The organism is Sphingobium sp. TCM1 (genome assembly GCF_001650725.1).
Classification (GTDB): Bacteria; Pseudomonadota; Alphaproteobacteria; order Sphingomonadales; family Sphingomonadaceae; genus Sphingobium.
In genome coordinates this window covers 182,486-208,490 of the sequence record NZ_LXVX01000038.1, presented here as the reverse complement: position 1 = coordinate 208,490, position 26,005 = coordinate 182,486, and the positions used below count along the sequence as shown (strand labels likewise).

Annotated in this window: 21 protein-coding genes; 18 read left to right on the top strand and 3 right to left on the bottom strand. The window is 61.4% G+C overall.

Translation table 11 applies throughout. The features are described from left to right. Positions 1 to 107: 107 nt before the first annotated feature. The 9 genes from A7Q26_RS20275 to A7Q26_RS20235 all read left to right on the top strand — a co-directional run bounded on the left by A7Q26_RS20275 (position 108) and on the right by A7Q26_RS20235 (position 10,894). Positions 108 to 2,528: a TonB-dependent receptor gene (locus A7Q26_RS20275; protein ID WP_198163004.1), complete on the top strand. Its 2,421-nt coding sequence runs from the start codon at positions 108 to 110 to the stop codon at positions 2,526 to 2,528. Positions 2,529 to 2,657: 129 nt separating this feature from the next. Then, positions 2,658 to 3,416: a FadR/GntR family transcriptional regulator gene (locus tag A7Q26_RS20270; RefSeq protein ID WP_198163003.1), complete on the top strand. Its 759-nt coding sequence runs from the start codon at positions 2,658 to 2,660 to the stop codon at positions 3,414 to 3,416. Between the two features lie 14 nt (positions 3,417 to 3,430). Next, positions 3,431 to 4,654 (top strand): alpha/beta fold hydrolase, encoded by a 1,224-nt coding sequence (locus A7Q26_RS24900; RefSeq protein ID WP_228221279.1) that lies wholly within the window; start codon positions 3,431 to 3,433, stop codon positions 4,652 to 4,654. Positions 4,655 to 4,836: 182 nt separating this feature from the next. Further along, positions 4,837 to 6,054 (top strand): thiolase C-terminal domain-containing protein, encoded by a 1,218-nt coding sequence (locus tag A7Q26_RS20260; protein ID WP_066863582.1) that lies wholly within the window; start codon positions 4,837 to 4,839, stop codon positions 6,052 to 6,054. Continuing rightward, the gene (locus tag A7Q26_RS20255; RefSeq protein ID WP_066863579.1) at positions 6,054 to 6,491 is read left to right on the top strand and encodes a Zn-ribbon domain-containing OB-fold protein; all 438 of its coding nucleotides are present in this window, start codon (positions 6,054 to 6,056) and stop codon (positions 6,489 to 6,491) included. Before A7Q26_RS20260 ends, A7Q26_RS20255 begins: the two co-directional genes overlap by 1 nt. Further along, entirely contained in the window at positions 6,488 to 7,837 is a 1,350-nt protein-coding gene (locus A7Q26_RS20250; RefSeq protein ID WP_084439233.1) for a phenylacetate--CoA ligase family protein, read from the top strand. The genes A7Q26_RS20255 and A7Q26_RS20250 overlap by 4 nt, the downstream gene beginning before the upstream one ends. Beyond that, positions 7,834 to 8,511, top strand: a complete 678-nt coding sequence (locus A7Q26_RS20245) for a hypothetical protein (RefSeq protein ID WP_066863576.1) — start codon at positions 7,834 to 7,836, stop codon at positions 8,509 to 8,511. The genes A7Q26_RS20250 and A7Q26_RS20245 overlap by 4 nt, the downstream gene beginning before the upstream one ends. Continuing rightward, positions 8,508 to 9,341: an alpha/beta fold hydrolase gene (locus A7Q26_RS20240; protein WP_066863573.1), complete on the top strand. Its 834-nt coding sequence runs from the start codon at positions 8,508 to 8,510 to the stop codon at positions 9,339 to 9,341. The genes A7Q26_RS20245 and A7Q26_RS20240 overlap by 4 nt, the downstream gene beginning before the upstream one ends. Then, positions 9,338 to 10,894, top strand: a complete 1,557-nt coding sequence (locus tag A7Q26_RS20235; protein WP_066863570.1) for an AMP-binding protein — start codon at positions 9,338 to 9,340, stop codon at positions 10,892 to 10,894. The genes A7Q26_RS20240 and A7Q26_RS20235 overlap by 4 nt, the downstream gene beginning before the upstream one ends. A 15-nt stretch (positions 10,895 to 10,909) precedes the next feature. Here the strand turns inward: A7Q26_RS20235 and A7Q26_RS20230 are convergent, their stop codons facing one another. Further along, positions 10,910 to 12,307 carry an MFS transporter gene (locus tag A7Q26_RS20230; protein WP_066863567.1) on the bottom strand — a complete coding sequence of 466 codons (1,398 nt, stop codon included), beginning with the start codon at positions 12,305 to 12,307 and terminating at the stop codon, positions 10,910 to 10,912. A gap of 137 nt (positions 12,308 to 12,444) precedes the next feature. Between A7Q26_RS20230 and A7Q26_RS20225 the strand changes: the two genes are divergently transcribed. Together A7Q26_RS20225 and A7Q26_RS20220 are read left to right on the top strand one after the other, a co-directional pair. Continuing rightward, a complete protein-coding gene (locus A7Q26_RS20225; RefSeq protein WP_198163002.1) occupies positions 12,445 to 13,326 on the top strand; it encodes an SDR family oxidoreductase in 882 nt (293 codons plus the stop codon). Further along, positions 13,323 to 13,949: an SDR family oxidoreductase gene (locus A7Q26_RS20220; protein WP_066863562.1), complete on the top strand. Its 627-nt coding sequence runs from the start codon at positions 13,323 to 13,325 to the stop codon at positions 13,947 to 13,949. Before A7Q26_RS20225 ends, A7Q26_RS20220 begins: the two co-directional genes overlap by 4 nt. A gap of 342 nt (positions 13,950 to 14,291) precedes the next feature. Here the strand turns inward: A7Q26_RS20220 and A7Q26_RS20215 are convergent, their stop codons facing one another. Further along, positions 14,292 to 16,697: a TonB-dependent receptor gene (locus A7Q26_RS20215; RefSeq protein WP_198163001.1), complete on the bottom strand. Its 2,406-nt coding sequence runs from the start codon at positions 16,695 to 16,697 to the stop codon at positions 14,292 to 14,294. Positions 16,698 to 16,961: 264 nt separating this feature from the next. Here A7Q26_RS20215 and A7Q26_RS20210 point away from each other — a divergent pair, with 264 nt between their 5' ends. From A7Q26_RS20210 to A7Q26_RS20180, 7 genes are all read left to right on the top strand, one after another. Further along, complete coding sequence (locus A7Q26_RS20210) at positions 16,962 to 18,083, top strand: acyl-CoA dehydrogenase family protein (RefSeq protein WP_066863556.1); 1,122 nt, start codon at positions 16,962 to 16,964, stop codon at positions 18,081 to 18,083. Next, a complete protein-coding gene (locus tag A7Q26_RS20205; protein ID WP_066863553.1) occupies positions 18,083 to 19,285 on the top strand; it encodes an acyl-CoA dehydrogenase family protein in 1,203 nt (400 codons plus the stop codon). The genes A7Q26_RS20210 and A7Q26_RS20205 overlap by 1 nt, the downstream gene beginning before the upstream one ends. A 124-nt stretch (positions 19,286 to 19,409) precedes the next feature. Further along, positions 19,410 to 20,930 carry a class I adenylate-forming enzyme family protein gene (locus tag A7Q26_RS20200; protein WP_066863550.1) on the top strand — a complete coding sequence of 507 codons (1,521 nt, stop codon included), beginning with the start codon at positions 19,410 to 19,412 and terminating at the stop codon, positions 20,928 to 20,930. A gap of 29 nt (positions 20,931 to 20,959) precedes the next feature. Continuing rightward, positions 20,960 to 22,249 (top strand): FAS1-like dehydratase domain-containing protein, encoded by a 1,290-nt coding sequence (locus A7Q26_RS20195; RefSeq protein WP_066863547.1) that lies wholly within the window; start codon positions 20,960 to 20,962, stop codon positions 22,247 to 22,249. 1 nt (position 22,250) lies between these two features. Then, positions 22,251 to 23,048 carry an enoyl-CoA hydratase/isomerase family protein gene (locus A7Q26_RS20190; protein WP_066863544.1) on the top strand — a complete coding sequence of 266 codons (798 nt, stop codon included), beginning with the start codon at positions 22,251 to 22,253 and terminating at the stop codon, positions 23,046 to 23,048. A gap of 33 nt (positions 23,049 to 23,081) precedes the next feature. Continuing rightward, positions 23,082 to 24,224 (top strand): acyl-CoA dehydrogenase family protein, encoded by a 1,143-nt coding sequence (locus A7Q26_RS20185; protein ID WP_066863541.1) that lies wholly within the window; start codon positions 23,082 to 23,084, stop codon positions 24,222 to 24,224. 16 nt (positions 24,225 to 24,240) lie between these two features. Next, a complete protein-coding gene (locus A7Q26_RS20180; protein WP_066863537.1) occupies positions 24,241 to 25,026 on the top strand; it encodes a crotonase/enoyl-CoA hydratase family protein in 786 nt (261 codons plus the stop codon). Here A7Q26_RS20180 and A7Q26_RS20175 read toward each other — a convergent pair. Continuing rightward, complete coding sequence (locus A7Q26_RS20175) at positions 25,023 to 25,790, bottom strand: alpha/beta fold hydrolase (protein ID WP_066863533.1); 768 nt, start codon at positions 25,788 to 25,790, stop codon at positions 25,023 to 25,025. The genes A7Q26_RS20180 and A7Q26_RS20175 overlap by 4 nt on opposite strands. Positions 25,791 to 26,005 lie beyond the last annotated feature (215 nt).

Here is a 26,005-nt window from a genome sequence, read left to right as displayed (position 1 = left end):
AGAGGTTCTGATCCAAACAGAATGGGAGGTTGTCTGATATGCATCCACTTCGTCACTCGGCGCGGAGGGCTGTTTCGGGGCTCTTGCTTGGTACCGCGTTCGGAGCATTGTCGGTTACGCCGGCGTTCGCGCAGGCGCCGCAGGCCAGCGAACAGGGCGGCTTGCAAGACATCATAGTAACCGCGCGCAAGGTTGCCGAAAATCTTCAGGATGTTCCGGTTGCAGTTACGGCCTTTACCGCCGAAACACTGTTGCAACAGGGTGCGACCAAGGTATCCGACGTCGCGCGCACAACGCCCAGCCTGACCGTGCGTGAGTCGCCTTCCAATCCTACAGCCATTTCGATCACCTTGCGTGGTCAGGTACAGACGGACGTACTCGCGACGCTCGATCCCTCGGTTGGCACCTATGTAGACGACATGTATTGGTCGCGCGCTTATGGCCTGAATCAGGATCTGCTCGACCTTAGCAGCGTACAGGTGCTGAAGGGGCCGCAAGGCACGCTGTTCGGCCGCAACACGACCGGCGGCGCGATGCTGTTCGAAACCAACAATCCGAATTTCGACGGCGTCTCCGGCAGCATCGCGGCGACCTATGGTCGTTTCAACGAGCGTGTCGGAACAGTCGTCGTGAATATCCCCTTGATCGACGACAAGCTGGCAATCCGTGGAGCGCTCCAGCGCAACTTGCGCGATGGCTGGATGAAGGATCGCATCACCGGCGACAAATATAATGATCGCGACAACTGGGCTGCGCGCGGGAAGATCCTGTATCAGGCGACCGACAATTTGAGCTTTCTGTTCTCTGCGGAATATTTCAAGCAGGATGTCAATGCATCCGGTCGCCAGATGCTATATCTGATACCGTCGGGACTGACGGCGCCATCCGCAGCGGGCAATGCCAGCTTGCAGGCGGCGGGTGCTGCTGCTGCGGCCACTCTGACAGCCGCCGGCCTGCCGGTGCCGACCGGCATCAACCCCTTCTCCTACCCGGCGATCGGTGCTTCGGGCGCGCTTCAGGCGGGCGGCAACCTGCGCAGCTATTATACAAGCCTGGGTGCTAGCGAGACCGCGCTGTCGCAGGGGGTGGCGGGCAATCCCAACCTCCCCGACGCATCGCCGCTGACGCGGGTCAAGACGCAGACATATAATGGCACGATCAATCTCGACACCTTCTTTGGTGCGATCAAGTTCGTCGGCGGCTGGCGCAAGGTAAGCACGACGTCAAGACTGGACCTGGACGGATCGGCCGCTCCCATCCATACCACGACCGGCGATCAGACCCTGACCCAATATTCGGGTGAGTTGCAGATCACGGGCACTGCGCTCGACGACGCGGTTGATTTCGCCGGTGGCGCCTTCTACTTTCATGAATCAGGGTTCGACACTTCTTCGTCCATATCTCTGCCATCGTTCAATCCCAATACATTGTTCTTCAATGGTGAACTCGATAATGACAGCATCGGCGCTTATGCCCAGGCCACCTATCATTTCACCGATCGCCTCTCCTTCACCGGCGGACTGCGCTACTCGGTGGATGACAAGGGTCTTACCACCAGAAACTCTACCCAGAACCGCACGAGCGGAACTATCGCATGTCAAATCCCGACAGCAACGGTGGCCAATGGCTGCGCGCTCCGCGTGCGCGATGATTTCGACGGCGTCTCCTATCTTGCGAGCCTCGACTACAAGCTGAGCGAGGATGTGCTCGTCTATCTCAAGACCAGCAAGGGCTTCCGTTCCGGCGGACAGAATCTGCGTGCCAACTCGGTCGCGACGGCCATCCCCTTCAAGCCCGAGATCGCCTATGCTCATGAGGCCGGCATCAAGAGCGAATTGTTCGATCGCCGCCTGCGCCTCAATCTGGCAGGCTATTATTCCAACGTGAACGACATCCAGCGGACCACGCTGATCGGCTTGGCCAACGGTACGACCCAGACGGTTCTGACCAACGCGGGCAAGATTCGCATCTGGGGCCTGGAAGGCGAATTTCTGGTCCAGCTGCCCGCTGGCTTCCAGGTCGGCGGGACCGGCAGCTACACCAATGCCAAATACAAGGACTATCAGGAACTGCCCAGCCGCACCAACCTGACCGGCAACCGTCTGGACGAGCGGGTTGAAGGTGTACCGAAATGGACCTGGTCCCTGACCGGCAGCTACGAACACGCATTCGATTTCGGCCGGTTCAATCTGCGCACAGACTATAGCTGGACCTCTGCGATCAATCTTCAGCCTTATACACCCTTTATCGGGGATCCGCAGGGCGTGACCATCGATCCCAACACCGGCACGACTATCGCGCAGAACATCATCGACGCCACGACGTCGCCCAAGCAGGGCGTGTTGAGCGCGCGTGCCTCGCTATCGCTTATGAATGACAAGCTGGAACTAGCGGTGTTCGGTCGCAATCTGACGAACAATCGCAAGGTGGTTCAGGCCCTGTATGTCGGCGGTCTCGGCTATGTGTCGGGCGTGCATCGCGAACCTTTTACCTATGGCGGCACGATCACCTATCGCTTCGGCAACTGAGGAATTTGGGGAAGGCCGGCGCGCATGTTGCCGGCCTTCCTTGTCCAAGTCCCGCGCTTTTGTAATGAGCATGTTGCCCGGTCCCAGCAATCACGTCGCGACGGGAGCGGTAAGGACAGGATGCTCGACATGAACAATATTCTCGACCTCAACGAAGCTGTCGAATTGGGCGGTTCCGTGGTCGCACGCACAGTGCGGGAACTGACGGAACTCAGCCTTCAGGCCGGGGACGGGGACTATCTGGGATCCGAAGCCGAACTGCTCGAGCGCATGGGCATCAGCCGTCCGACCCTTCGTCAGGCAGCGAAAGTCGTGGAAAGTGACTGCCTCCTCTCGGTCCGCCGCGGCGTCAACGGGGGCTTCTATGCCACCCGGCCCAGTGCGCGGCATGTGGTCCAGTCTCCTGCACTGTGGCTCCGTCTCCAATCGGCGACACTGGAGCAGATGAACCGGGCGAGCATGTTGATCTACCCGACCGCCGGCGCGGAGGCGGCCAAATGCACCGATCCAAAATTGATCGCGGAACTCAGAAGCTTTCGGGCAGCGATCGACGAACGTGAGGCGCGAGAGGAAAATCAGCGGGAAACGCTGGATGCCGAAATCTATTTGTCCCAGCTTATCGCGAACATGAGCGGGGATCCCGTCCTCATCCTCTTCATCGGCATCAGCTACACCTTCGGCCTGCTGGAACGAGAATATCGCTTTTACCGCCGCGCGCCCGAACGTCGCAGGCTCTGGCTGGCGCTACAGCGCAGCTATTGCGACGCCATATTGTCGGGCGACAGTGAAATCGCCCTGTTGATCGGGATGCGGCGCGGGCGGCAGGTCGAAAGCTGGATTGCGGAGGACAAGGCCGCCGCGGCGCGACGAGCGAGCGATGAGACATAAACGACAGGACAGGCATGATGGCACAACTTGACTATATCGGTTTTGGGGGTGTGCGTCTCGTCGCGCAGAGCTTCGGGCAAGAGGATGATCCGGGCATATTGCTGCTGCATGGCGGTGGTCAGACCCATGATGCTTGGCGGTCGGCAGCAGTCGCCCTCGCCGAAGCCGGGCGCTATGTCATCAGCCTTGATCTGCGAGGGCATGGCGCCAGCGAATGGCCTGCCGATGGTCGCTATGATCTCGATGCCTATAGCGGCGACATCCGCGCGGTCCTGGCGACATTGCGGTCCCGGCCCGTGATCGTGGCGGCATCGCTGGGGGGCTGGATCGCTACCGCCGTGCTGGGGGAAAGCGAAACCGCGCTGGCGACAGGTCTCGTGCTCGTTGATGCACCGCCCCGTATGGACCCGGCAGGGTCAAGCCGCATGAGCGAAACGCTGCGCCGTGTCGCGACTGCCAATGGCGGCCGATGGGATCCGCGCATTCTGGACAGTTTCGACACGCCAGCGGCGGAAGGTCGGCTGATTGATGCGGCGCGGCAGCTCAAGGTACCGACACTGATCGTTCGCGGGGAGCGCAGCACGCTCAGCACCCCCGAATCCGTCGCCGAACTTGCTGGCTGCATCGCCGATGTGGAGGCCGTCGAAATCAGCGACGCAGGGCATCTGGTCGCGGTCGACCAGGCGGACGCTTTCAACGCGCTTCTGCTCGATTTCCTGGAACGACGGGTCCCACTTTCGCCGCCCTCCTATGTCGCCGGCTCGGATTCCCGGACGCTGCGCGATGCGCTGGGCTGTTTTGCCACCGGCGTAACCGTCGTCACGACCCTCGACCCAGATGGCAACCCCGTCGGACTCACAGCCAATTCATTCACCTCCGTGTCGCTCGATCCGCCCCTTCTGCTTGTGTGTATTGCCAATAATGCAGGCAGTCTGCCCGCTTTTCTGACCGCCGACCATTTCGTGGTCAACGTCCTGCATATCGGCCAGCAACCGGTATCGGGCCGCTTTGCCAGTCGTACCGAAGATCGCTTCGGGCAGACCGATTGCGACATATGGGATAGCGGCGTGCCCGTAATCCGCCACTCGCTCGCCAGTTTCGAATGTGCCCGCGACACGGTTCATGACGCGGGCGATCATCAGATTCTGGTCGGACGCGTCAAGCGTGTTCAGTTCGAGCCGCACCGCGATCCCCTGCTCTATTTCCGCGGCAAATATCGCCGCTTGCATTTTAGCTGATCAGGCTGGCCTGACATATATTACTAGGTTTTATCAGTTCGCATTTTTGGCGTGACAAGAGGTACCCATTTAGGCCAGAAAGGTTTCGACAATAATCGCCTGTCCGTGATTCCATGGCCAGGACGGGACCGGGAGAGGCGCTTGCCCCGACCGGATACCGGAATCGAGAGAGCAGGAACGGGATGACCTGGGTAAATCAGGATAAATGCGCGATCGTCGGGATTGGCGCGACCGACTATTATGTTCGCGGTAAGAGCTGGCCGCGCACGATCAACGACATGGCGGGTGAAGCCATTTTGAAGGCGTGTGAGGATGCAGGCATCTCGGTCAACCAGATCGACGGCATCGCTTATTATTCCACCGCCGGCGCTGGCTATCTCGACAAGTTCGATACAGCAAGCCTGATGGAAACGCTGGGCATTCCCTATGTCGGCTTTTCCGCGACGCTGACCAGCGGGGGCGGCGGCTGCCCGGGCGCGATCGGTCTCGCGACGGCCGGCCTGATGAACCAGGATTGCACCTACACGGTGACGCTGATGGCGTTGCAGCAACTGCCCCAGCATCGGCTGGGCGTGGTGTTCGGCTCGTCCGCCCCCAATCCCGAAAACAGCTTCCTTCAACCTTCGGGCCTTGTCGGTCCCGGTCATCTGATGAGCGTCCTGGCCCGTCGTCACATGCACCTCTACGGCACGCAGCCCGAAGCCTTCAAGGAAATCGTCCAGGCCACCCGCGAGAATGCGCTGGACCGGCCCAAGGCGGTTCGTCGCAAGCCGTTGTCGGACGAGGAATATTGGAACTCGCCGATGTTGGCCGATCCATTGCGCCGGCTCGACTTCTGCCTGGAGACCGACGGCGCAGTAGCGGTCATCACGACAACGATGGACCGCGCCAGGGACTGCCGCCACAAGCCTGCCGTGGTGCATGGCGTCGCCCATGGCGGCACCCGCGAATGGGGACGGGCCTTTGCCTGGATGGGTATGCCCGATCCCGACTTTGCCTCGTCCGGCCACAAGTTCGTCGCGGACCGTATCTGGAGCCAGACGGGCCTGACGGCCAAGGATATGGATGTCGCGCTGATCTACGACCATTTTTCCTCCATGGTGCTGATGCAACTGGAAGATTATGGCTTCTGCGAAAAGGGCGAGGGCAGCGACTATGTCCTGTCCGGCAAGATTCGCTACGACAAGGCGACCAGGGGCGGCGTAAACGGCGGCGTGCCTGTAAACACTCACGGCGGCAACCTCAACGAAGCCTATATCATTGGCATGACTCACATCGTCGAGGGTGTGGAGCAGGTGCGCGGCACGACCGTCAACCAGGTCGAGGATTGTGAATTCGCACTTGTGACCGGCGGCCCTGCGTCGCTGCCCGTTTCCGGTCTCGTTCTGAGGAGGGCCTGATGAGCTACGGACCCGCACGCGTCCTTCCGGGCGACGGCATCAAGATCACCACCAATCCCGATACGGAACCCTTTTGGGAAGCCGCTCGGGAACAGCGGCTCACCGCCTGCCAGTGCGGCGATTGCGGCCATTTTCGTATGCCGCCTTCGCCCTATTGCCCCAAATGTCAGTCTACGCAGAAGGCATGGCCCGACCTGCCGGGCACCGGAACGATATTCAGCTTCGCCATCTGTTCGAAAAATCCCAAGACGGGTGAAGATTATATCTACGTTCCCGTCGTCGTCACCCTCGACGGCACCGACGACGCGCGCCTTGTGTCCAATCTGGGCGGCATCAATGCGGAGGATGTCCGCATCGGCCAGAAGGTCCAGGTGGACTGGAACCCGATTGACGACGGCTGGGTGTTGCCCGTTTTCAAGCCCGCGGAGGCCTTATGAGCCAGATCAGCGAAATCACCCGTCCCGTCACGGCGCAAGGGCCGCAGCCCGATGACCTGCGCTATCTCGACCCGCAGATCGAGACGCTCCCGCGTGCCGAACTGGACAAGCTGCAGGAATTGCGCCTGCTGGCGATGCTGCAATATGTCTATGACGGCAACGGTCTCATCCGCGAAGTGTGGGATGCGGCCGGGGTCAAGCCGTCGGACATAAAGTCGCTGGCCGATTATCGGGCGAAGGCGCCCTTCATCGACAAGGACATGATCCGCGACTATCGTGACCGCAACGATGATCCCTGCGGCGGGCTGCGTATCGCCGATTATCGCGACATTCCGCATGTCGGCTTCACGTCGGGCACGACCGGCGATCCGACCCCGGTGCCCAATGGCAAGGGCAGCGCCACCGAACCGGAAATCCTGCGCGAATTCTGGCAGATCGGCGCGCGCGGCGGCGACTATGTCACCTATATGATGTTCACCTTCCGGGGCGGCATCAACCGCACGTCCTTCCTCAACGAAGCGGGCTTCACGCCGATCCTGTCGCCGCATGATCCTGCGATGTTGCCGCAGATGATCGAGGCGATCGAAACCTATCGCCCGACCATTCTCTACATGCTCTCCACGCCGATGATGATCGGGCTGGAGAAGTTTTTCGAGACGAGCGACAAGGATCCGCGCGAGGTCTTCAAGTCGGTCAAGGGGGGCGTGTTCGGCGGCGAGCCGATGAGTCCGCGCTTCCAGAAGCTGGCCAAGGACTGGGGGATCGAGATTTTCGATTACACCTCCCTGGGCGACGTGACCGGCGCGATGGAATGTCGCGCGCATAACGGCTTCCACGCCTGGGAAGATCTGGCGCTGGTCGAAAATCTCGATCCTGATGGCAATCCGGTGCCCGATGGCGAGATGGGCGAACTGGTCGTCACAGCCCTGTCCGATCCCTGGGCGCCGCTGGTTCGCTTTCGTACAGCCGATCTCGTCAAGTTCGACCGCTCGCCATGCAGTTGTGGGCGCACCCATCTGCGCTTCTGGACGCTCGGCCGTGCCGGCGACCAGACATTCATCAATGGGACCGCGGTCCTGCCGCGCGACATCCAGGCGATCGTCGAACAATTCCCCGAAACCAAGGCGGCCCTGTTCCAGATCATCCGGCCCCAGGCCCGGATGGACTTGCTGCGTCTGCGCGTGGGTTATGACGGGCTGACCGACAGCCAGGAGGCGCTTGCGGCCCGTATCGCCAGCAAGGTGACGCAGGTGCTGGGCGTTCCGTCCGACATCGAACTGGTCCCGGCAGAAGAGTTGCTGAAGCTTGGCCCCCCCCAGAAAATCCCGAGGGTAACAAAGTCATGAGCGAGACCTTGTCGATGATCCGCCCCAGCGCCATCGCGCAGTTCAGCGATAATGGCGTGACGCGGCTGCTGCCGATCAGCGAGCGCGAAGTGAACCGCACCATAGCCTTCTTCCGCCGCGTATTGGCGAGCGACTGGGATCTGCGCGGCCGCTTCGCGCTGATCCTGGGGACGCAGGCCGACGCCTATTTCCTTGCCGCCTTCGAACGCGCGCTCCAGGAACGCGGCGTGACGGTGTGCAATTCGGAAGCCAATAGCTGGGATGGCGCCCGCACCGAAGCGACAATCCGCCGCTTCGACGTCGCGATCGTGGCCGTGGTGACGCCCATCGTCCTCGATGCCATCCGCAACGCGGGGCACGACGCGAAAACCCTGTTCCAGGGGAAGATCGTCTGGGCGCAGGGCGACGCCTATGATGCGCTGGAAGGGACCGAAGGGATTGACCTGCGCCGCTGGATACCGCTCGGCCCTGCTTTCGCGATCGAGGGACGGCACCGCGGGGGCGCTCATTATGACGGCCGCGAATGGCTGATAGAGACGCACGGTGACACCACCTATGTCACCAGCCGCCTTGATCGCGCCATGGCCTTCGACCGGCTGCCCGTGGCCCTGACGGCGCAGATCAATACCGATCCCTGTCCCGGCGGCGCCTTGGGGCCGCGCATCGTCCTTTGATCCGTTTCCACGGCCATGGCGGCGTTACGCTGGCGGCGGATGAGGCGGGGCCGTCCGATGGACCGAGCGTCATCTTTCTCCATGGCGGCGGCCAGACCCGCCATAGCTGGGGCACGGCCCTCGATGCTGCATCGGCGCGCGGTTTCCACGCGATCACGGTCGATCTGCGCGGCCATGGCGACAGCGACTGGGCGCCCGACGGCGACTATCGCATAGACGCTCATGTCGGCGACATCCGCGCGATCGTTGCGACACTACCCGACGCGCCGGTGCTGGTCGGCGCGTCGCTCGGTGGTCTTGCGTCCCTGCTGACCGTCGGCGAAAGCCCGGCGCCGATCGCGCGCGGCCTTGTCCTGGTCGACGTCGTGCCGCAGATCGAGATGGAGGGCGCGCAGGAAATTCGGGGCTTCATGACCGGCAATCCCGACGGCTTTGCCACCGTCGAGGATGCCGCCGATGCCGTGGCCACCTATCTGCCCCATCGCAAGCGTCCGTCCGATCCCACCGGCCTCATGAAGAATTTGCGTCGCCGTGCGGACGGCCGGCTCTACTGGCATTGGGATCCGGCGATGTTGGAGGATATCAAAGGTCTTGATCCTGCCGAGCGTGAGGCGCGCTTTACGCGCGCCGCGACGCGGGTGCGCGCGCCGACCCTGCTGATCCGCGGCGGCATGAGCCGTATCGTCAGCATGGACGGGGTCGCCGCCTTCCAGAGCGCCATTCCCCACAGCGAATTCATCAACATCGAGCAGGCGGACCATATGGTCGCGGGGGATGCAAATGACGCATTCAACGCACCGCTGCTCGACTTTCTGGACCGGAGCCGATGACCAACCACGCCGATCTCGCCCCCTACATCGCCGTCCATCATTACGGTCTGGGCGATCTGTTGCATGAGCAGGCGCGCAGCCGGCCGCACATGATCGCGGCCATCGACGGCGAACATCGCTTCACCTATGCCGAATTTGACGAACGCGTGAACCGCCTGGCGGGCGTTTTGCGGGCCCGCGGCGTCGGTCATGGCGACCGCGTCCTCTGGCTCGGTCAGAACAGTATGCGCGTGCTTGAGGCGCTGCTGGCCTCCGCCCGCGTCGGCGCCATATTCTGCCCAGCCAACTGGCGCGCATCGGTGTCCGAAATCTCCGCTATGCTGGATGATTTCGATCCCAAAGTCACATTCTGGCAAAATGAGGAGATTGGAGAAGGCAATCGCCAGGCTCGCGACGGCTGGAAACCTGACAGCCACTGGATCTGCCATGACGGCTGCGATGGCGAGGACAGCTATGAAGCGTTGCTCGCGGCGGCCGATCCCGAAAGCGACTTTGCCCCTGTCGATACCGGCACGCCCTTGCTCGCCATCTACACCGCCGCCTTTTCCGGCCGCCCCGGCGCAGCGCTCCTTAGCCACGAGTCCTTGCTCATCATGGCCTGGCTCGCGCTGCAATCGCAGAAGATAGACGAGCATTCCGGCTATCTCGTATCCGGCCCGATGTTTCATATCGGCGTTCTCATGGGCACGCTCGGCACCTTCCTGGCGGGTGGGCGCAACGCTTTCGTGCCGCGCGTGGACGCTGAAAATCTCCTGCGGATGATCGAGGCGGAAAAGCTGACCCACGCCTTCGTGCCCCAGCCGACCGTATTGCAGATGCGGGAGGTCAACAAGGACGGCACCTATGACGTGACCAGCCTGTTTGCCGATAACCAGATGTCGGACTGGCGGATGCCGATGGTCATGCCGGCCGACGCCCCGGCCGTGCGGAAGCTGGGTGGCTATGGCCAGACGGAGATTGGCGGGCTGACATCGGTGCTGTGGATGGGAGGGCAGGGCGCAGGCCGCCCCGTGCCCTTCGTCTCGTTCAAGATCGGCGATGAAGAAGGCAATGAACTGCCCCGCGGCCAGACCGGCGAAATCTTCGCGCGCGGACCGATCGTCATGTGCGGCTATTGGAACCGGCCGGAGGAAAATGCGCGTCGCGTCGTCAATGGCTGGCACCGCACCAATGATTTGGGCAAGCGTCTGGAAGACGGCAGCCTGGTCTTTGTCGGTCCCAAGACGACGATGATCAAGACCGGGATCGAGAATGTCTATCCGGCCGAGGTGGAGGCCTGCCTGCGCCAGCATCCCGGCGTTGCTGACGTCTGCGTGATCGGCGTGCCCGACCCCAAATGGGACCAGAATGTCAAGGCGGTCGTCATCCGCAGGGAGGGCGTGGAGGTCGATGCCCAGGCGCTGATCGATCATTGCCGCGACCGCATGGCATCGTACAAGAAGCCAAAGATCGTCCACTTCGTCGACAGCCTGCCGCGTACCGCTCAGGGTTTTGTGGATCGCGCAGCGGTGGATGCAGACTTCGGCGGTGGCGGCTATCCCAGCGTGGGATGATCCGACAGACCCGTGTCAATCCGCTGCGACCCCGGCATTGCGCGGCAAAGCAAAGGCCAGCAGCGTGGCCGTGATGCACAGCGCCACGATCACGCCCATTGCCAGGAAAAAGGCGCCCGTGGTGGGGTAGCTCGCTCCGCCGCCGGGCGTGGCAACGGTGCTGGTCGCCAGTAGCACCGAAACCATCTGCGCGCCGACGCCCAGAAAGGCTTGCCGCATGACCGTCATCATGCCCGCCGCCTCGCTCGTGCGGTCCGGCGGCACCGCGCCCGCCAATATGGTCGGGCCGACGGCGAACTGCATCGTCGCACCGAAGGATATCAGGATCAGGATCATCGTGACGACCAGGATGCTGTCATTGAAGAACATGGCGAGCAGCCACCCCGCGGTGGTCAGCAAGCCTCCTGTTATCATCGTTGTGCGACCGCCGCCCCGTGACGTCATCCAGCCGCTCAGCGGCCCGGCCGCCAGCGAACCGATATTGGACGGCAGCTTCGCCAGGCCAGCCAGTGTTGCCGTCGCGCCAAGCCCGATCTGGGTCCAGGTCGGCGCCTGCAACAGCAGCGAGAAGACCAGCGTGATCTGAAGCGTACTCATCGCCACCAGCGCCGTCACAGCGTTGGCGATGAACACCTGGGAGTTGGCAAAGAGGCGTACGTCGAACAGGGGCCTGGCCGTCCGCAGGCTTGTCCATATCCACAGCGCCAGCAAGGTCAGGCCCGACACTGTCGCCGCGCCTGTGCGCCAGTCGGCCAGTCCCCATCTGGGACCGCTTGTTATCGCGAGCAGCAGGGCGAAGATGGCAGGGACGAACAATATCCCCCCGACCCAGTCCAGACGTCCCTCGATGATGATGCGCGGCGATCTTGGCAGCGCCAGGTAGATGGCTGCAAAAGCGGTGGCGGCGAACAACGCACTGGCGAAGAAGACCCCATGCCAGGAGAAATGATCGACGATCATGCCGCCTATCACCAGCCCGCAGGCCGTTCCCGCAGATGCGCCGGAAATCATCAGGCCGATGCCCATCGGTACTTTCCTCGGCGGCAGATTTTCGCGCACCAGCCCCACGCAGAGCGGGAGGATGGCGCCGGTAAGCCCCTGGAGGCATCGCCCGGCGAGGAGCATTGGATAGTTGGCTGAAAAAGTGCTGACGAGGGAGCCGACGAACCCTACAGCCAGCATCGCCAGCATCAGGCGGCGCCGCCCGAAAATATCTCCCAAACGCCCGGCCAGCGCGGCGGCCCCGGCGCCGATCAGCAGGTAGGAGGTGATGAGCCAGCCGACTCGCACCGGATCGCCAAGGTCGTCGGTCAGCGCGCGTTGTGCGGCATAGATCATGGCGGTTTCGAACGATCCGGTGATCTCCGCAATCCAGAGCGCGCCAATGACCGCTGCCGTCGATCCGTTTTTCATCCGGCACCTTCTCCTGCAATGCACGCGTTAACTGGCGCTATGTCATTTTTCCCTGGCTATAGCGAAGGTGGCGCCGCTACGATAGTGCTGTTGCACCTAGTTAGCGATGATGGAAAATTCATGAGGAGATGGAAGGCGTGAACATCCCTGCAAATCATATCGTGGTGGAACCACCCCCGTTCCAAACCGCGCCCTTTCCGGCCGATTGCTTTGCCGGCCAGGCCGTCGTCGTCACCGGCGGCGGCTCCGGCATGGGCCTCGCTATGGCGACGGCTTTCGGGCAGGGCGGGGCAAAGGTCGCGCTGCTCGGCCGCACCGCCGAAACGCTGGAAAAGGGTGTGGCGACCTTGTCCGATCTCGGCATCGTCGCGCTCGGTGTTCAGGGTGACGTGCGCAACCCGGACGCCATTGCTGCCGCGTTCGACACCGTCGAACGGGAATTGGGGCCAGTGACGTTGCTCGCCAACAACGCCGGCGGCAATTATCCGGTGCTGGCCGAGGCCATGTCGCCAGGCCAGTGGCGATCGATCACCCGCATCGCGATCGACGGCACCTTCTTCGTCTCGTCGGAATTTGCCCGGCGCCGCATTGCGGCGGGCGGCGGCGGCGCGATCGTCAACAATTCGGCGCAATATGTCTGGTCGGGCTTTCCCGGCGACGCCCATTCGGCGGCGGCCAAGGCGGCGATCGTTTCCATGACGACAGCCCATGCCGCCGACTGGAAAGCGCATGGTATTCGCGTCAATTGCGTGGCGGCGGGCTTCTTCCCGCATGAACGCTCCAATGCGTCGGACGATGCGGAATCCGTCGCGCGCCTGGGCGCCATGTTCCCGCTCGGCAGGGTCGGGCGGACGCGCGAATTTGGCTGGGTGTCGGCCTTTCTCTGCTCGCCCTTCGCGTCCGGTGTGACGGGTGAAACGCTGGTGATCGACGGCGGGGACCGTCTGCGTCGTCAGTTGATGAGCCCTGCCTTCGTGCCACCGCGCGAACGCGACTCGATCTGGGGAGTGGCGCCATGAACGCGATGCTTGATCTGCTCGCAGGGCGTCATGCTATGGTCGCGGGGACCGGCGCCGCCGTCGACAGCGTGGCAAAGGCGCTGGCTGCACTCGGCGCGCGCGTCACCCACATCAGGAATCCATCTGCTGATGCTGCCGCCATCGCCGCGGCCTTTGTCGAAGCCGACGCGCGGCAGGGGCGGCCCGTCGACCTGCTCGTCCATGCCGGAGCACCGCTTGGCAACGAAGCCGCCGAAACCGTTTCGGTTGAAGGCTGGCGACACGGGTTCTCGGCCGATATCGACGGCCGCTTCCTGCACGCGGCGGAATTTGCCCGCCGCCGCATCGCCGCGCATGAGCGGGGCGCTATCCTGTTCCTGATGCCGTCACCGCGGATTTGTAGCGGCCGCGCGGCACAATTGAGCGCCCATGGCGCGCTCGACAATCTGGTCAAGTCGCTGGCGGTCGAATGGGGCCGGGACGGTATCAGGACCAACGCGATCGCCAGTGCTGTGGTTGATGATTTCGCCGCGGCATCCAGCGCGGCGCAAGCGTCGCTCGGCAATCTGGCTGGCTATATCCTCAGCGACCATGGCGCCTATATTACCGGCATGGTCATGGGAATCGACGAACTACCGGTCTGACGATCGGCATGTCTTCCCCTGACATGCGCGCACATCAAAAAAAGGGCCGGCGAACTGCCGGCCCTTTTCATGTCTGACCCAATTGTGATCGTTTCGGTTTATTTTCTGATGAACGGGGACCGAAAAAAGCTTCAAATGTAGGATTTCATCTGCTTCATACTTAGCGATGATATATCGCAAATCGGTTCCCCTATGCTTATGGTCGCGCTTTCAGCTAGGCTCGCAAAAGTGGCTTCAAAAGTGACTTAAGGTGACATCGCCGGCCGCGCTTCGCGGTGCTTTTGTCACCTTAAGGTTCATTTTCGCCGGGCGCGGCGCTTTAGGCGCGTCTGGCGGAAGCGGTCAGAAGCCGCCGAACTTGAACGTCGCAGTGACGCCATAGGTAGCCGGATCGTTGCGCTTGCCCATCGCCAGGAACAGGGGCGCGCCAAAGGCGAGGCCCGCAATATCCACCCGGCGATTGAGGATGTTGCGGCCGAACAGCGCAAGTTCGATCGTGTCGTCGGCGAAGGACACGCCGAGGCGACCGTTCAGTTCGCCACCGGCCGGACGTGTCAGCGCCTTGGCGACTGCGTTGGTGATGCTGTCGTCGAGGGCATTGCCGGTCTGGAGCGTGCGGAAGGCATAGAGCGCGGTGTCGTCCTGCCACGCATAGTCGAGATGCGCGCGCATCGTGGCGGACCCGAACGACCTTTCATAATCGCCCGCGATGCTGAAGGTCCATTCGGGGACATTCTGGAACACCTCGTCCCGCCGGTCGCCGCTGGCGTCCGCGAATTCCAGATATTTCGCATTGGAGAGGGCCGCGGTACCCGACAGGGTGAAGCCCTCGAACAGTCGGGCGGTCACCTCCGCTTCGCCACCGTAGAAGCGCGCCTTGCCGGCATTGCTTACCACGGTGGAGGTCGAACTGCCGTCGGGGCTGACCAGCAAGGTCGTGCGCTGGATGTCCTTCACCTCATTGTAGAAGGCGGCGAGGTTGAAGCGAACCCTACGGTTGAACATCTCCGCCTTGAAACCGGCTTCATGCTCCCGCGCCACTTCCGGCCCGAACGGCGCGAAGGCGCCGCCCGTCGTCGCGCCGGCAGCACGCAGATTCTGGCCGCCGGAACGGAAACCCTTGCTCGTCTTGATATAGACCAGGACATCCGGATTGATCTGATAGTTCAGGCCGAGCGTATAGGATATCCCGTCGAAGCCGGACTTGGATTCCGCACGGCAGGTGCCAGGGGTGGCCGTGGCGATCAGACAGCGCAGCAAGGCGTCGGTATCGGCATTCCGCGTCGCATTGAACGAAACGATATTCTTGTCCTCGACCGAATAGCGGACGCCGCCGAGGGCGGAAAAGGCATCGGTGAAATGGAACGTGCCTTGCAAATACATGCCCATCGACCGATTGGTGATGTCGCCGATATAATAGGTTTGCGGCAGCAGTCCGCCGGACGACACGCGAGTCAATGCTGGCAGCGCAATCGATGTCGATTCGTCACGACCGGTTTCATTGAATGCGAAGATGCCGCCTGCAAAGTCTATCTTGTCGTTCATGGCCGTACCGGTGGCCTGCAACTCGCCAGAATAGGATTGCAGATCCTGCTTGCCGGTCGTTTTCACGATGGAATAAGGCGACCCGTCCAGGTCGATCGGCGCGATCGACTTGATGGTACGATAGCCGCCGATGAATTTGAGCGCCCCCCAGAATGTATCGAGGTTGGCGGTCATCACATAGGTCTGGCTCTTAACGTCGACCCGCGGGTCGCCATCGTTCAGGCGGGTCTTGTCCGTGCCGGTATAGGTGGCAATATAGTTGGAGAACAGTCCGCTGCCGATGCCGACCAGCTGCGCTGCACCGCCTGGTACTGCCAGCAAGGCTGCGTTGGCGGGATTGGCTTCCAGCGCGGCCTCGATGTTTGCCGGCGACGTGGGCGCGACATACAGAAGCTCATAGGGACGATCGTAATTCTTCATCCCATAGAATTCTCCCGACAGGATGAGCTGGAAGTTATCAGTCGGGTCCAGCCGCAGCTTCACGCGTCCGGTATAGCTGTCGCGTTGCGCCAGGTCGCGACCGGTGATCTCGTTCTTGATGAAGCCGTCCCGCTTGTTCACCGTGAAGGCCGCGCGCATGGCGGCCTTGTCGGCAACGATCGGCAGGTTCAGCACGGCAGTGCCGTCCCGCTCGTTGAAACGACCGTAGGTTGCCGAAATCATGCCGGAAATGCCATCATAATTCGGGTCGTTGCTCTGGATCAGCAACGCGCCGCCGGTGGTGTTACGACCGAACAGCGTCCCTTGGGGACCGCGCAACACCTGCGCATTCTGGATGTCGAGCAGGTTGGCGTTCAGACCATAGGCCCGGGCCCAGTAAAAACCGTCTACATAGACGCCCACCGAAGGATCGAGTGTGGCCAGCACGTCCGTCTGGACCTGCCCGCGAATCGTGATGTTCGAGGCGGACCCGTTGGACGATGCCTGCGTGAAGGTGATGCCGGGGGTCAGGCGGGCGATGTCAGGGACCTGGACAGCAGATTGCTGTCGCAGCGCATCACCGGTCTGCACAGTGACGGCTACGGGGATGTCTTGCAAGTTTTCCGCTACTTTACGCGCTGTTACGACGATGTCCTCCAGCGTGCTGCTATTCTTGGCGACACTGTCCTGACCCAAGGCAGGCGCTGCGGACAGGATGGTCATAATCGCGGCAGCGGAGACGGATCGTGTCAGCTTGGCCCGAAATGTAGAACAGGATTCCATTGTTACATCCTCCCTCATAGCTGACCGCATATCAGTTTTGCGGTTTCCGGTTAGTTGGCTTAGTTGGACTTGTTGGTCAATGGCTTTGTTTGCAAAGTGGCTGGCTGTTGTTTTGGCACCACTTTTACCGAGCAAGCTCAACAAAAGGCGGCGCTCGCCTCAATCTGGGTGGTCGCGCCTAGCAAGAATGCCATTGCACCCTTGACATAGTTACCTTAGTTGGAGAGGTGAATGGTACAGCCGTAGCGTACACAAGGAACGAGCATGAACTTCGACCTGTCCGACGAACAAAAAATGCTCGCGGAGCAGGCGCGCGGGCTGTTGGGCGAGCGATCGTCGTCCGACCGTTTGCGCGAACTGATCGACGCCAGGGCTGAATGGGACGAGTCGCTATGGCGCGAGATCGCCGACATGGGTTTTCTGGGCGTGACCCTGCCGGAAGAATTTGGCGGTCTGGGCATGACCGAACTCGATCTCGGCGTCATCAGCGAAGAACTCGGTCGCGCCAACACCGCACTCCCCTTCTTCTCCTCGATCATTCTGGCCGCCGACGCTATCAACTTGGCGGGATCGGATGCTCAAAAGGCGCATTGGCTACCGAAATTGGCGAGCGGAGAGGCGATCGGGACCTTTGCCTATGCCGAAGGGGCAGCCGGCTGGACTGGCGATGCGGTCAAGACTCGGGTCGACGGCGCGACGCTCTCCGGGCAGAAGACGCCCGTCGCCGATGGCGGCGTCGCTACCGTGGCTGTCGTTCTCGCCAGGGTGGCGGACAAGCCCGCTCTTGCGCTTGTCGACCTGGCCCAATCGGGCGTTACGCGGAGCCGGCTCAACAGCTTCGATCAGTTGCGTGCCCATTACGCGATCCAATTCGATGCCGCCGCGGCGGAGTTGCTGGAGTCGGCGCCGACGGAGCGAGTACTTGACCAGTTGTTCGACCGTGCCGCCGTACAGGCCGCATTCGAAGCAGTGGGTGGAGCTGACGCCTGCCTGCTGATGGCGCGGGATTATGCGATGGATCGACAGATATTCGGCCGCCCTTTGTCCAGCTATCAGGCCATCAAGCACAAACTCGCCAACATCGCGGTCGCCGTCGAACTGGCGCGTTCCAACGCCTATTTCGGAGCCTGGGCTGCGCTTAATGATCCCGACGCGTTGCCCGTCGCCGCCGCCTCGGCCCGGCTGACCGCTATCGATGCATTCGAAAATGCAGCGCGGGAGAATATCCAGGTCCATGGCGGCATCGGCTACACATTCGAGGCCAACTGCCATTTCTATTATCGGCGCGAGCGGACGCTGGCGCTCAGCCTGGGCGGGCGCGAACCTTGGGCCGACCGGCTCATCCAGCATCTTCCCGGATCGCAGTTCAAGGCGGAGACGGTTTAATGGATTTCAACGACACGCCAGAAGAGGCCGCCTTTCGCAAGGAGGCGCGCGAGTGGCTGGCCGCCCATGCCCCGGCCTTTGAAAAGCCCGATGGCATATCGGAAGCCGAGGAGGTTGCGCTCGGCAAAGCCTGGCAAAAACGGCTTTCCGAAGGCGGCTATGCTGGCATCCTGCTGCCCAAAAAATATGGCGGTCGTGGGGCGACCATCGCGGAAGCTACGGTCTTCGGCGAGGAGGAAAATAATTACCACCTCGCCAAGGAGGCCTATATCGGCATAGGCTTGGGGATGGCGCTGCCGGTGATCTTCAAGCATGGCACGCCCGAACAGATCGAAAAATTCGCTGGCCCAACCCTGCGGGGGGAAATGACTTGGTGCCAACTCTTTTCGGAGCCATCGGCCGGCTCGGACCTCGCGGCCGTGCGGACGCGTGCGATCAAGGATGGCAGCGACTATATCGTCAACGGACAGAAAGTGTGGTCGAGCTGGGCGCATCATTCGGATTGGGGCATATTGATCGTCCGCACTGATCCGACACTGCCCAAGCACAAAGGCTTGACCTTCTTCGTCGTCGATATGAAGACCCCAGGTATCGACGTCCGTCCGATCCGCCAGATTTCCGGCGCGAGCGATTTCAACGAAACCTTCCTGACCGATGTCCGCATTCCCGAATCCTGCCGGATCGGTGCCGAAGGTGAAGGCTGGGCGTGCGCCATGACGGTGTTGATGGGAGAGCGCCTGAACCAGGGAAGCGAAGGCAAGGGCGGTGGCATCGGAGCGCTCATCCGCTACGCGGCGGATACCCCGCGCAATGGCGGCAACGCGCTGGATTCCGCCGCAATCCGCACGGCGCTCGCCTCGGCCTATGCGGAAGAGCAGGCGGAACGCTATTTCCAGGCCCGGTTGCGCACCATGGTGTCGCGCGGTGAAAATCCTGGCGCCCTCGCGTCGATGGTGAAGCTCGCCTACACCAACCGCTATCAGAAGACGTCAGGCCTGGCGCTCGAAATGCGGGGCCCCGCCGGCCTCATAGCCGAAGAGGGCAGCGAAACTGCACGCATTCAGGATGATTATATCTGGTCGACGGCGCTGCGAGTCGCTGGCGGTGCGGACGAAGTGCTGCGCAACCAGATTGCCGAGCGGGTTCTGGGAATGCCAGGTGAGATGCGAGCGGACAAGAATGTGCCCTTCGATCAACTGTAGGAGTAGGCGTGGGCGGCTGGCGCTGCATTCTTGCGCTGCTGTGCCTTCCTATGTTACCTAGTTATATAAGAAAAGCGGGCGTCATTGGAACGTGAGTCCGCGACCGTAATTCCGGGGGTTTGCAATGTCCGTTTTTTCCGACCTGTTGAACGGCGTATTGACGATCGATCCGTCGGCCGAGGTCATCGACTACCAAGGCAGATGGTATAGCTGGCGGCAACTGGGCGATACCATTGCTGAGATCCGGACCCTGCTGGCCACGCTTGGTCTGGGAAAGGACGCTCGCGTCGGCGTTATGGTGAAGAACCGGCCATCTCCCTTCGCAGCGGTTCTGACTGCCGTGGCCGATGGCATGACGATGGTTTCGATCAATCCGCTGCTGCCCGACGATCGGCTGGTGAAGGATCTGGAAGGTCTGGACCTGCCCGTTGTCATCGCCGAGCAAGCGGATCTGGATCGCCCGGGCATATTGGAGGTGCTCAAGGCTGCCGGTACCGCTGTGATCGAGCTGCCGGGCATATTGGGAGGCGCACGCTTCCGCCCCGGTTTTGAGCGATTCAGCGACCAGGTGAAAGAGACTGAGCCGGGCATCATCGTCGAGATGCTGACGAGCGGCACGACAGGGAAACCCAAGCGCATACCGTTGCAGCGAGCCGCGTTCGACAAGAGTTTCGAAGGCGCGCTCAGTTACGAAAAGGATCGCAAGCCGGGTGAAGCGGCCAAATTGCGGCCCGGCACCACAATATTGTCCAATCCGATGACGCATATTGGCGGACTTTGGGGCGCGCTCACCTGTATCGCTGGCGGGCGCAAGGCATGTCTGCTCGAAAAATTTTCGGTGGCAAGTTGGCATGACGCGATCAAGCGGCACAAGCCCAAGGTGGCCGGTGCGGTGCCAGCGGGCCTGCGGATGATCCTGGACGCGAACATCCCCAAGGAAGATCTTTCGAGCCTGGTCGCGATCCGCACGGGCGCTGCGCCGCTTGATTTCGAAGTCACTAAGGAATTTATGGAGCGCTACAATCTGCCTGTGCTGCAGAATTACGGCGCCACCGAATTTTCCGGCGCGGTTGCTGGCTGGGCGCTCAAGGATTTCCACCAGTTCTGGGACAAGAAGCCTGGCAGCGTCGGCCGGTTCCAACCGGGCGTTAAGGGCAGGGTCGTCGATCCCGATACGGGCGAGGAAAAAGCATTAGGAGAAGAGGGCGTGCTGGAAATGAAGGCTGCGCAATTCGGTTTGGGTGACGCCTGGCTGCGGACCACCGATCGCGCGATCATCGACACGGACGGCTTTCTTTTCATCAAGGGGCGCGCTGATCTCGCGATCATCCGGGGCGGGTTCAAGGTGCATCCTGACGATGTGAACAAGACCTATGAATCGCATCCGGCGATACGAGAGGCAGTCACCGTGGGTATCGAGGATCGTCGCCTGGGGGCTGTCCCCATGACGGCGGTCATGCTCAAGGATGGCGCCGAGGCGCCATCCGAAGCGGAACTCAAGGAATATGGCAGGGAACATCTGATGCCCTATCAGGTGCCGGTCAAATTCCTCATCGTCGATGATGTGCCGCGCACGCCCTCGATGAAGCCGGCGCTGCCGCAGGTGCGCGACCTCTTCACGTCCGACGCTGCCGACGCGGCCTGATCCATTCGAATATTGGGAAAGAGACTGACATGGCGACCAAATCCCCCGACGACATCAAGCAGAGCGACGAATGGCAGAAGGCGGTCGATTATGCGATCACCGACCATGACATCGAAAGGCAGGAAAAGCTGCTGGGCTATATGCAGGCGGCCAAGACCCGCGAATATATCCAGACCGCGACGACCGACAATATCCGCAATTTCGCGCATGGCACGGGGGACGATAATCCTCTGTTTTGCGATCCCGATTATGCACGCGGCACCCGATGGGGCAGCGTGATCGCGCCAGGCATGATGGTCGGCCAGATCAATTCGCCAATGCTCGGCGATCCGCCGAGCGAAGAGATCAAGGCGCTGCGTAAGAGTTTGTGGAAGGGCGTCCACGTCTTTGTATCCGGTTCGCAATGGAACTGGTATCGTCCGGTATTCCCCGGCGACACCATCTACAGCTATAATGGCGATGAGACTTCGGAAGTGAAGCAGTCCGAGTTTTCTGGTCGCTCGGTCATTTCGGTGCGCAAGGACGTTAAGATCAACCAACGCGGCGAGGTCGTAGCCGTCTATCGCATTCTGCGAGTGCTGACAGAACGCAAGACTGCCGCCAAGAAAGGCAAATACAGCGCGATTGAGCCTGCGACCTATACTGACGAGGATATCGCGAAGATCGATGAGGTCTATGCGAGCGAGGTCGTTCGTGGCAGCGAGCTCCGCAATTTCGAAGACGTCCAGGTGGGCGACAGCCTGGGGAAGATGGCCAAGGGACCGCTCACCGTTACTGACGTCATCGTCTATCATGCCGGCGGCTACGGTTTTGTACCCTACGCGCCGACCGTCGGTCGCCTGGCGCACAAGAATCGCAAGCGTATCCCGGCCTTCTATGTGAAGAACGAGTATGGCGTTCCCGACGTGGCACAGCGTCTTCATTGGGATCCGCTCTGGGCACAGGCGATCGGCAATCCGATGGCCTACGACTATGGGGTCATGCGCGAAAGCTATCTGTGGCACTATCTCAATGATTGGGCTGGCGATGATGGCATCATCACCCATGTTCATGATGAAATTCGCAAGTTCAACTATATGGGCGACGTTCAAACGATCACCGGCGAAGTCACCGGCAAGCGCGAGGAAGGTGGCCAGAATCTGGTCGATGTGAAGGTCATCTTCACCAACCAGAGGGGCGATGAGACCGTTCGTGCCACGGCCACCATCGCCCTTCCCAAGAAGGGCGGGATCGCGATGTACCCCGAAGTTCCTCGTGACCTGGCGGAAGAAGCAGCGAAGATGATGCAGCGCCATTGGGAATTGTCGAGAAAGAAGTAGGATGACGTTTCAGACCATCAGAGTTGAGGGACGCGGACCAGTCGAGATCGTTACTCTCGACCGGCCTGCCGCGCTCAACGCTCTGTCCGAACAACTGGTTGGCGAACTGGGCGATTATGTCTGTGCGCTCAAGCACAGGCGCGATGTGCGGGTCGTTATTCTACGCGGCGAAGGGCGCTCCTTCTGCGCTGGCCTGGACATCAAGGAAAGCCGCACCGAAACCAATGAGACCCGCTTCCAGAGAAGTTGGCGCGTGCAGACGCAATTGGGTGACGTACTCAAGGCCATGCGCCTGGCGCCACAGCCCTTCATTGCACTGGGCCATGGCGCGGCATGCGGCGGTGGCTTCTCGCTGATGCTGGCATCGGACGTGCGGTTCGGCGCACCCGATCTTCGTATGAATGCGGCATATATCAAGATTGGTCTCGGCGGGGCGGACATCGGTTCCAGCTATTTTCTGCCGCGACTCGTCGGCGCCAGCTTGGCCGCGGAACTGCTGCTCACCGGCCGGTTCATCCATGCCGATCGCGCCCTGCGACTGGGCCTGCTCAGTGACGTCGTGGAGCCGGAAAAGCTGCTTGATACCGGTCTCGCCCTGGCCGATGAAATGGTCGCGAACAGCCCCTATGGCCTGTCGCTGACTAAACAAGCGCTCAACATGAACATCGACGCCCCCTCAATCGAGTCTGCTTTTGCGATCGAGGACCGACAACAGGTCATGTTGTCGGAAACGTTCGACCATCGGGAAGCGATGACCGCCTTCGTTGAGAAACGCCCGCCCGTATATCAAGGCCGCTGACGCGCGCCCCATGCCTTCGACCCGGAGATCATCATGCTCGACACCGCCGCCCGTTTTGCCTTCAACGAAGACCATGCGATGTTCCGCGATACCGTGCGGCAGGTCTTCGCTAGGGAATTGATCCCCAATCTCGATCGTTTCGAGGAGGAGGGGATTGTCAGCCGGGATTTCTGGCGCGCCTGCGGTGACGCTGGGATGCTTTGCCCGACGGTCAAGGAACAACATGGAGGGCTGGGGCTCGATTTCGGCTTTAACGTCGTGGTTGCGGAGGAACTAGCCTATGCCGGTTCTTCGGCCGGTATCACTTTGCAGAACGACATCACGGCCGAATATATCGAAGTCTATGGCTCGCCCGAGCAGCATGACAAGTATCTACCCAAAATGGTCAGCGGCGAATGTATCACGGCGATCGCCATGACCGAACCGGGCACAGGGTCCGACCTTCAGGGTATCCGCACAACAGCCAGGAAGGACGGCAATCATTATATCATCAATGGCTCCAAGACCTATATTACCAACGGCCAGAATGCCGACGTCATCATCGTTGCGGCGAAAACCAATCCGGAATTGGGCGCCAAGGGCGTGTCGCTGATCCTGGTCGATGCCGACACCGCCGGTTTCAAGCGTGGTCGCAATCTCGACAAGATCGGTCAGCATTCGGCCGACACTTCGGAGCTGTTCTTCGAGGATGTCCGCGTTCCCATTTCGAATTGCCTGGGGCAGGAAGGGCAGGGCTTCATTTATCTGATGAGTCAGTTGCCGCAGGAACGCCTGTCGATCGCCGTGTCCGCCCAAGCTGCCGCGCAGCGCGCTTTCGACGAAGCAGTCAGTTTCACGAAGGAGCGACAGGCTTTCGGCCAGGCAGTGTTTCAGTTCCAGAATACCAAGTTCACGCTGGCCGACATGAAGAGCCAGCTGCAGGTGGGTTGGGCGCATCTCGACTGGGCAATCAACCGGCATCTGGCCGGTGTGCTCACCACTGCGGAAGCGTCGGCCGCCAAGCAATGGCATACTGACATGCAGGGCCGCGTGATAGACATGGCGCTGCAACTTCATGGTGGCGCAGGCTATATGAACGAATATATGGTGGCTCGCTTATGGCGAGACGCGCGGGTGACGCGCATCTTCGGGGGTACCAATGAAATCATGAAGGAAGTGGTGAGCCGCTCCCTCTGATAGCGGGAGGTCTTCCATGTCGGAATCGCGTGTAATCATGACGGTCACGGATGGGGTGGCGGATGTCCGCTTCAACCGTCCGGACAAGCTCAATGCTCTCGACGAAGCGCAGTTCCGGGCAATCGCGGCGACCATCGCGGAGATTGAGGCGCGGCGGGATATTCGCTGCGTCCTGCTCTCGGGAGCGGGTAGGGCGTTCAGCGTCGGGGTCGATCTCGACAGTCTGGCCAGTGCGCCTGCCTTGCGCGACCTGATGCCGCGTACCTGTGGCGAGGCCAATCTGTTCCAGCAATGCGCCTGGGGATGGCGCACATTGCCGGTGCCCGTCATCGCTGCGGTGCATGGCTACGCTTTTGGTGCGGGATGCCAGATGATGCTGGGAGCCGACATTCGCTTCTGCGCGCCGGACGCCGAACTGTCCGTCATGGAAATGCGCTGGGGTCTGGTTCCCGATGTTGCCGGTATCGCGTTGCTGCGCGGTCTTGTTCGCGAAGATCGGCTCCGCGAAATCATTTTCAGCGGGCGCCGTTACCAAGGCGCGGAGGCCGCCGATATCGGGCTGGTGACGCACGTCGCTGCTGACCCCTATGCCGAAGCGATGGCGATGGCGCGCATCATTGCCGCTTTCAGTCCCCATGCAATGCGCGCGGCCAAGCGACTGCTCAACCTGCCATGGGAAACCAGCAACGCAGCAATGCTTCTCGCCGAATCACGGGAACAGGAAGTGCTGCTGGCATCGGAAAATCATGCCGAGGCCGTGCGCGCCGCCCGCGATAAGCGTGCTCCCACTTTCAAGGACTAGCGAACCGCGCGCGCCGGTTCATTGGACAGTATTCCGCGCAACGCCGCAACCAGCGCCAGGGGCTGCTCGATCATGACATGATGGTTGCAGGCGGGGATCGCGACCGGCTTTCCGGCGTGAGGGGCGATCTTGAGCGCCAATTCCACGCGCTCGGGTGTCATTACGTCGCTCTCGGCCCCGTAAATGACGTCGGTCGGCACGCTCACGCCGAACAGGTCGTCACGATAGCGCTCCCTGTTGAGCGACTTGGCGGCTTGATGATCGAACTTCCAGCTCCACCCATCCGCCGTCTGCACCACGCCATGGCGGGCGATATACTCCATGATCGCGGGGACCGGCTCGCGAACATCGGGGATCAGGCGAAAGCGCGCCATCGCACTATTCTGGTCGGGATAGATTCGCAGCGGCGGGGTAGGGATTTGATGCGCCTGCTCATCGACGGTAGGAATGCCCGCATCGATCATGATCAAACGCTGTATCCACTCCGGCGCCAGTTTGGTCGCCAATATTCCGCCCATGGTCCCGAAACTGTGCGTGACCAGGGTGAAGGGAGCAAAGCCGCAGGCGGCCGCCACGGCGAGAATCTCCCTGCCATTCTGCGCCCGGCTATAGGCCTCCCGACGGTCGCTATCGCCCATCCCTGATAGATTGAGGGCGACCACCCGATAGCGATCCGTGAACGATGGCGCGATATGGTCCCACCACCTTGCGTGGGCGCGAAAGCCATGGACCAGCACCAGGCCCGGCAGAAATACGGAATCCATATTCCAGCCTAGGCAAGCGATACGCGCCCCTTCCACCTCTACCTGAAAGGCCCGGGGAGTGTGCGCCCATTGTGTGGCAAGCCAATTCCCCAAAGCGGTATCGTTCGCCATGCATAATCCTTGGTTTCGTCAGCCGCCGGCCTCAATGCGACAACGCAGGAATCAGATGCTATACAACCTAGTCAACTTAGTACATAGAAAGGGAAGTAGCGTGT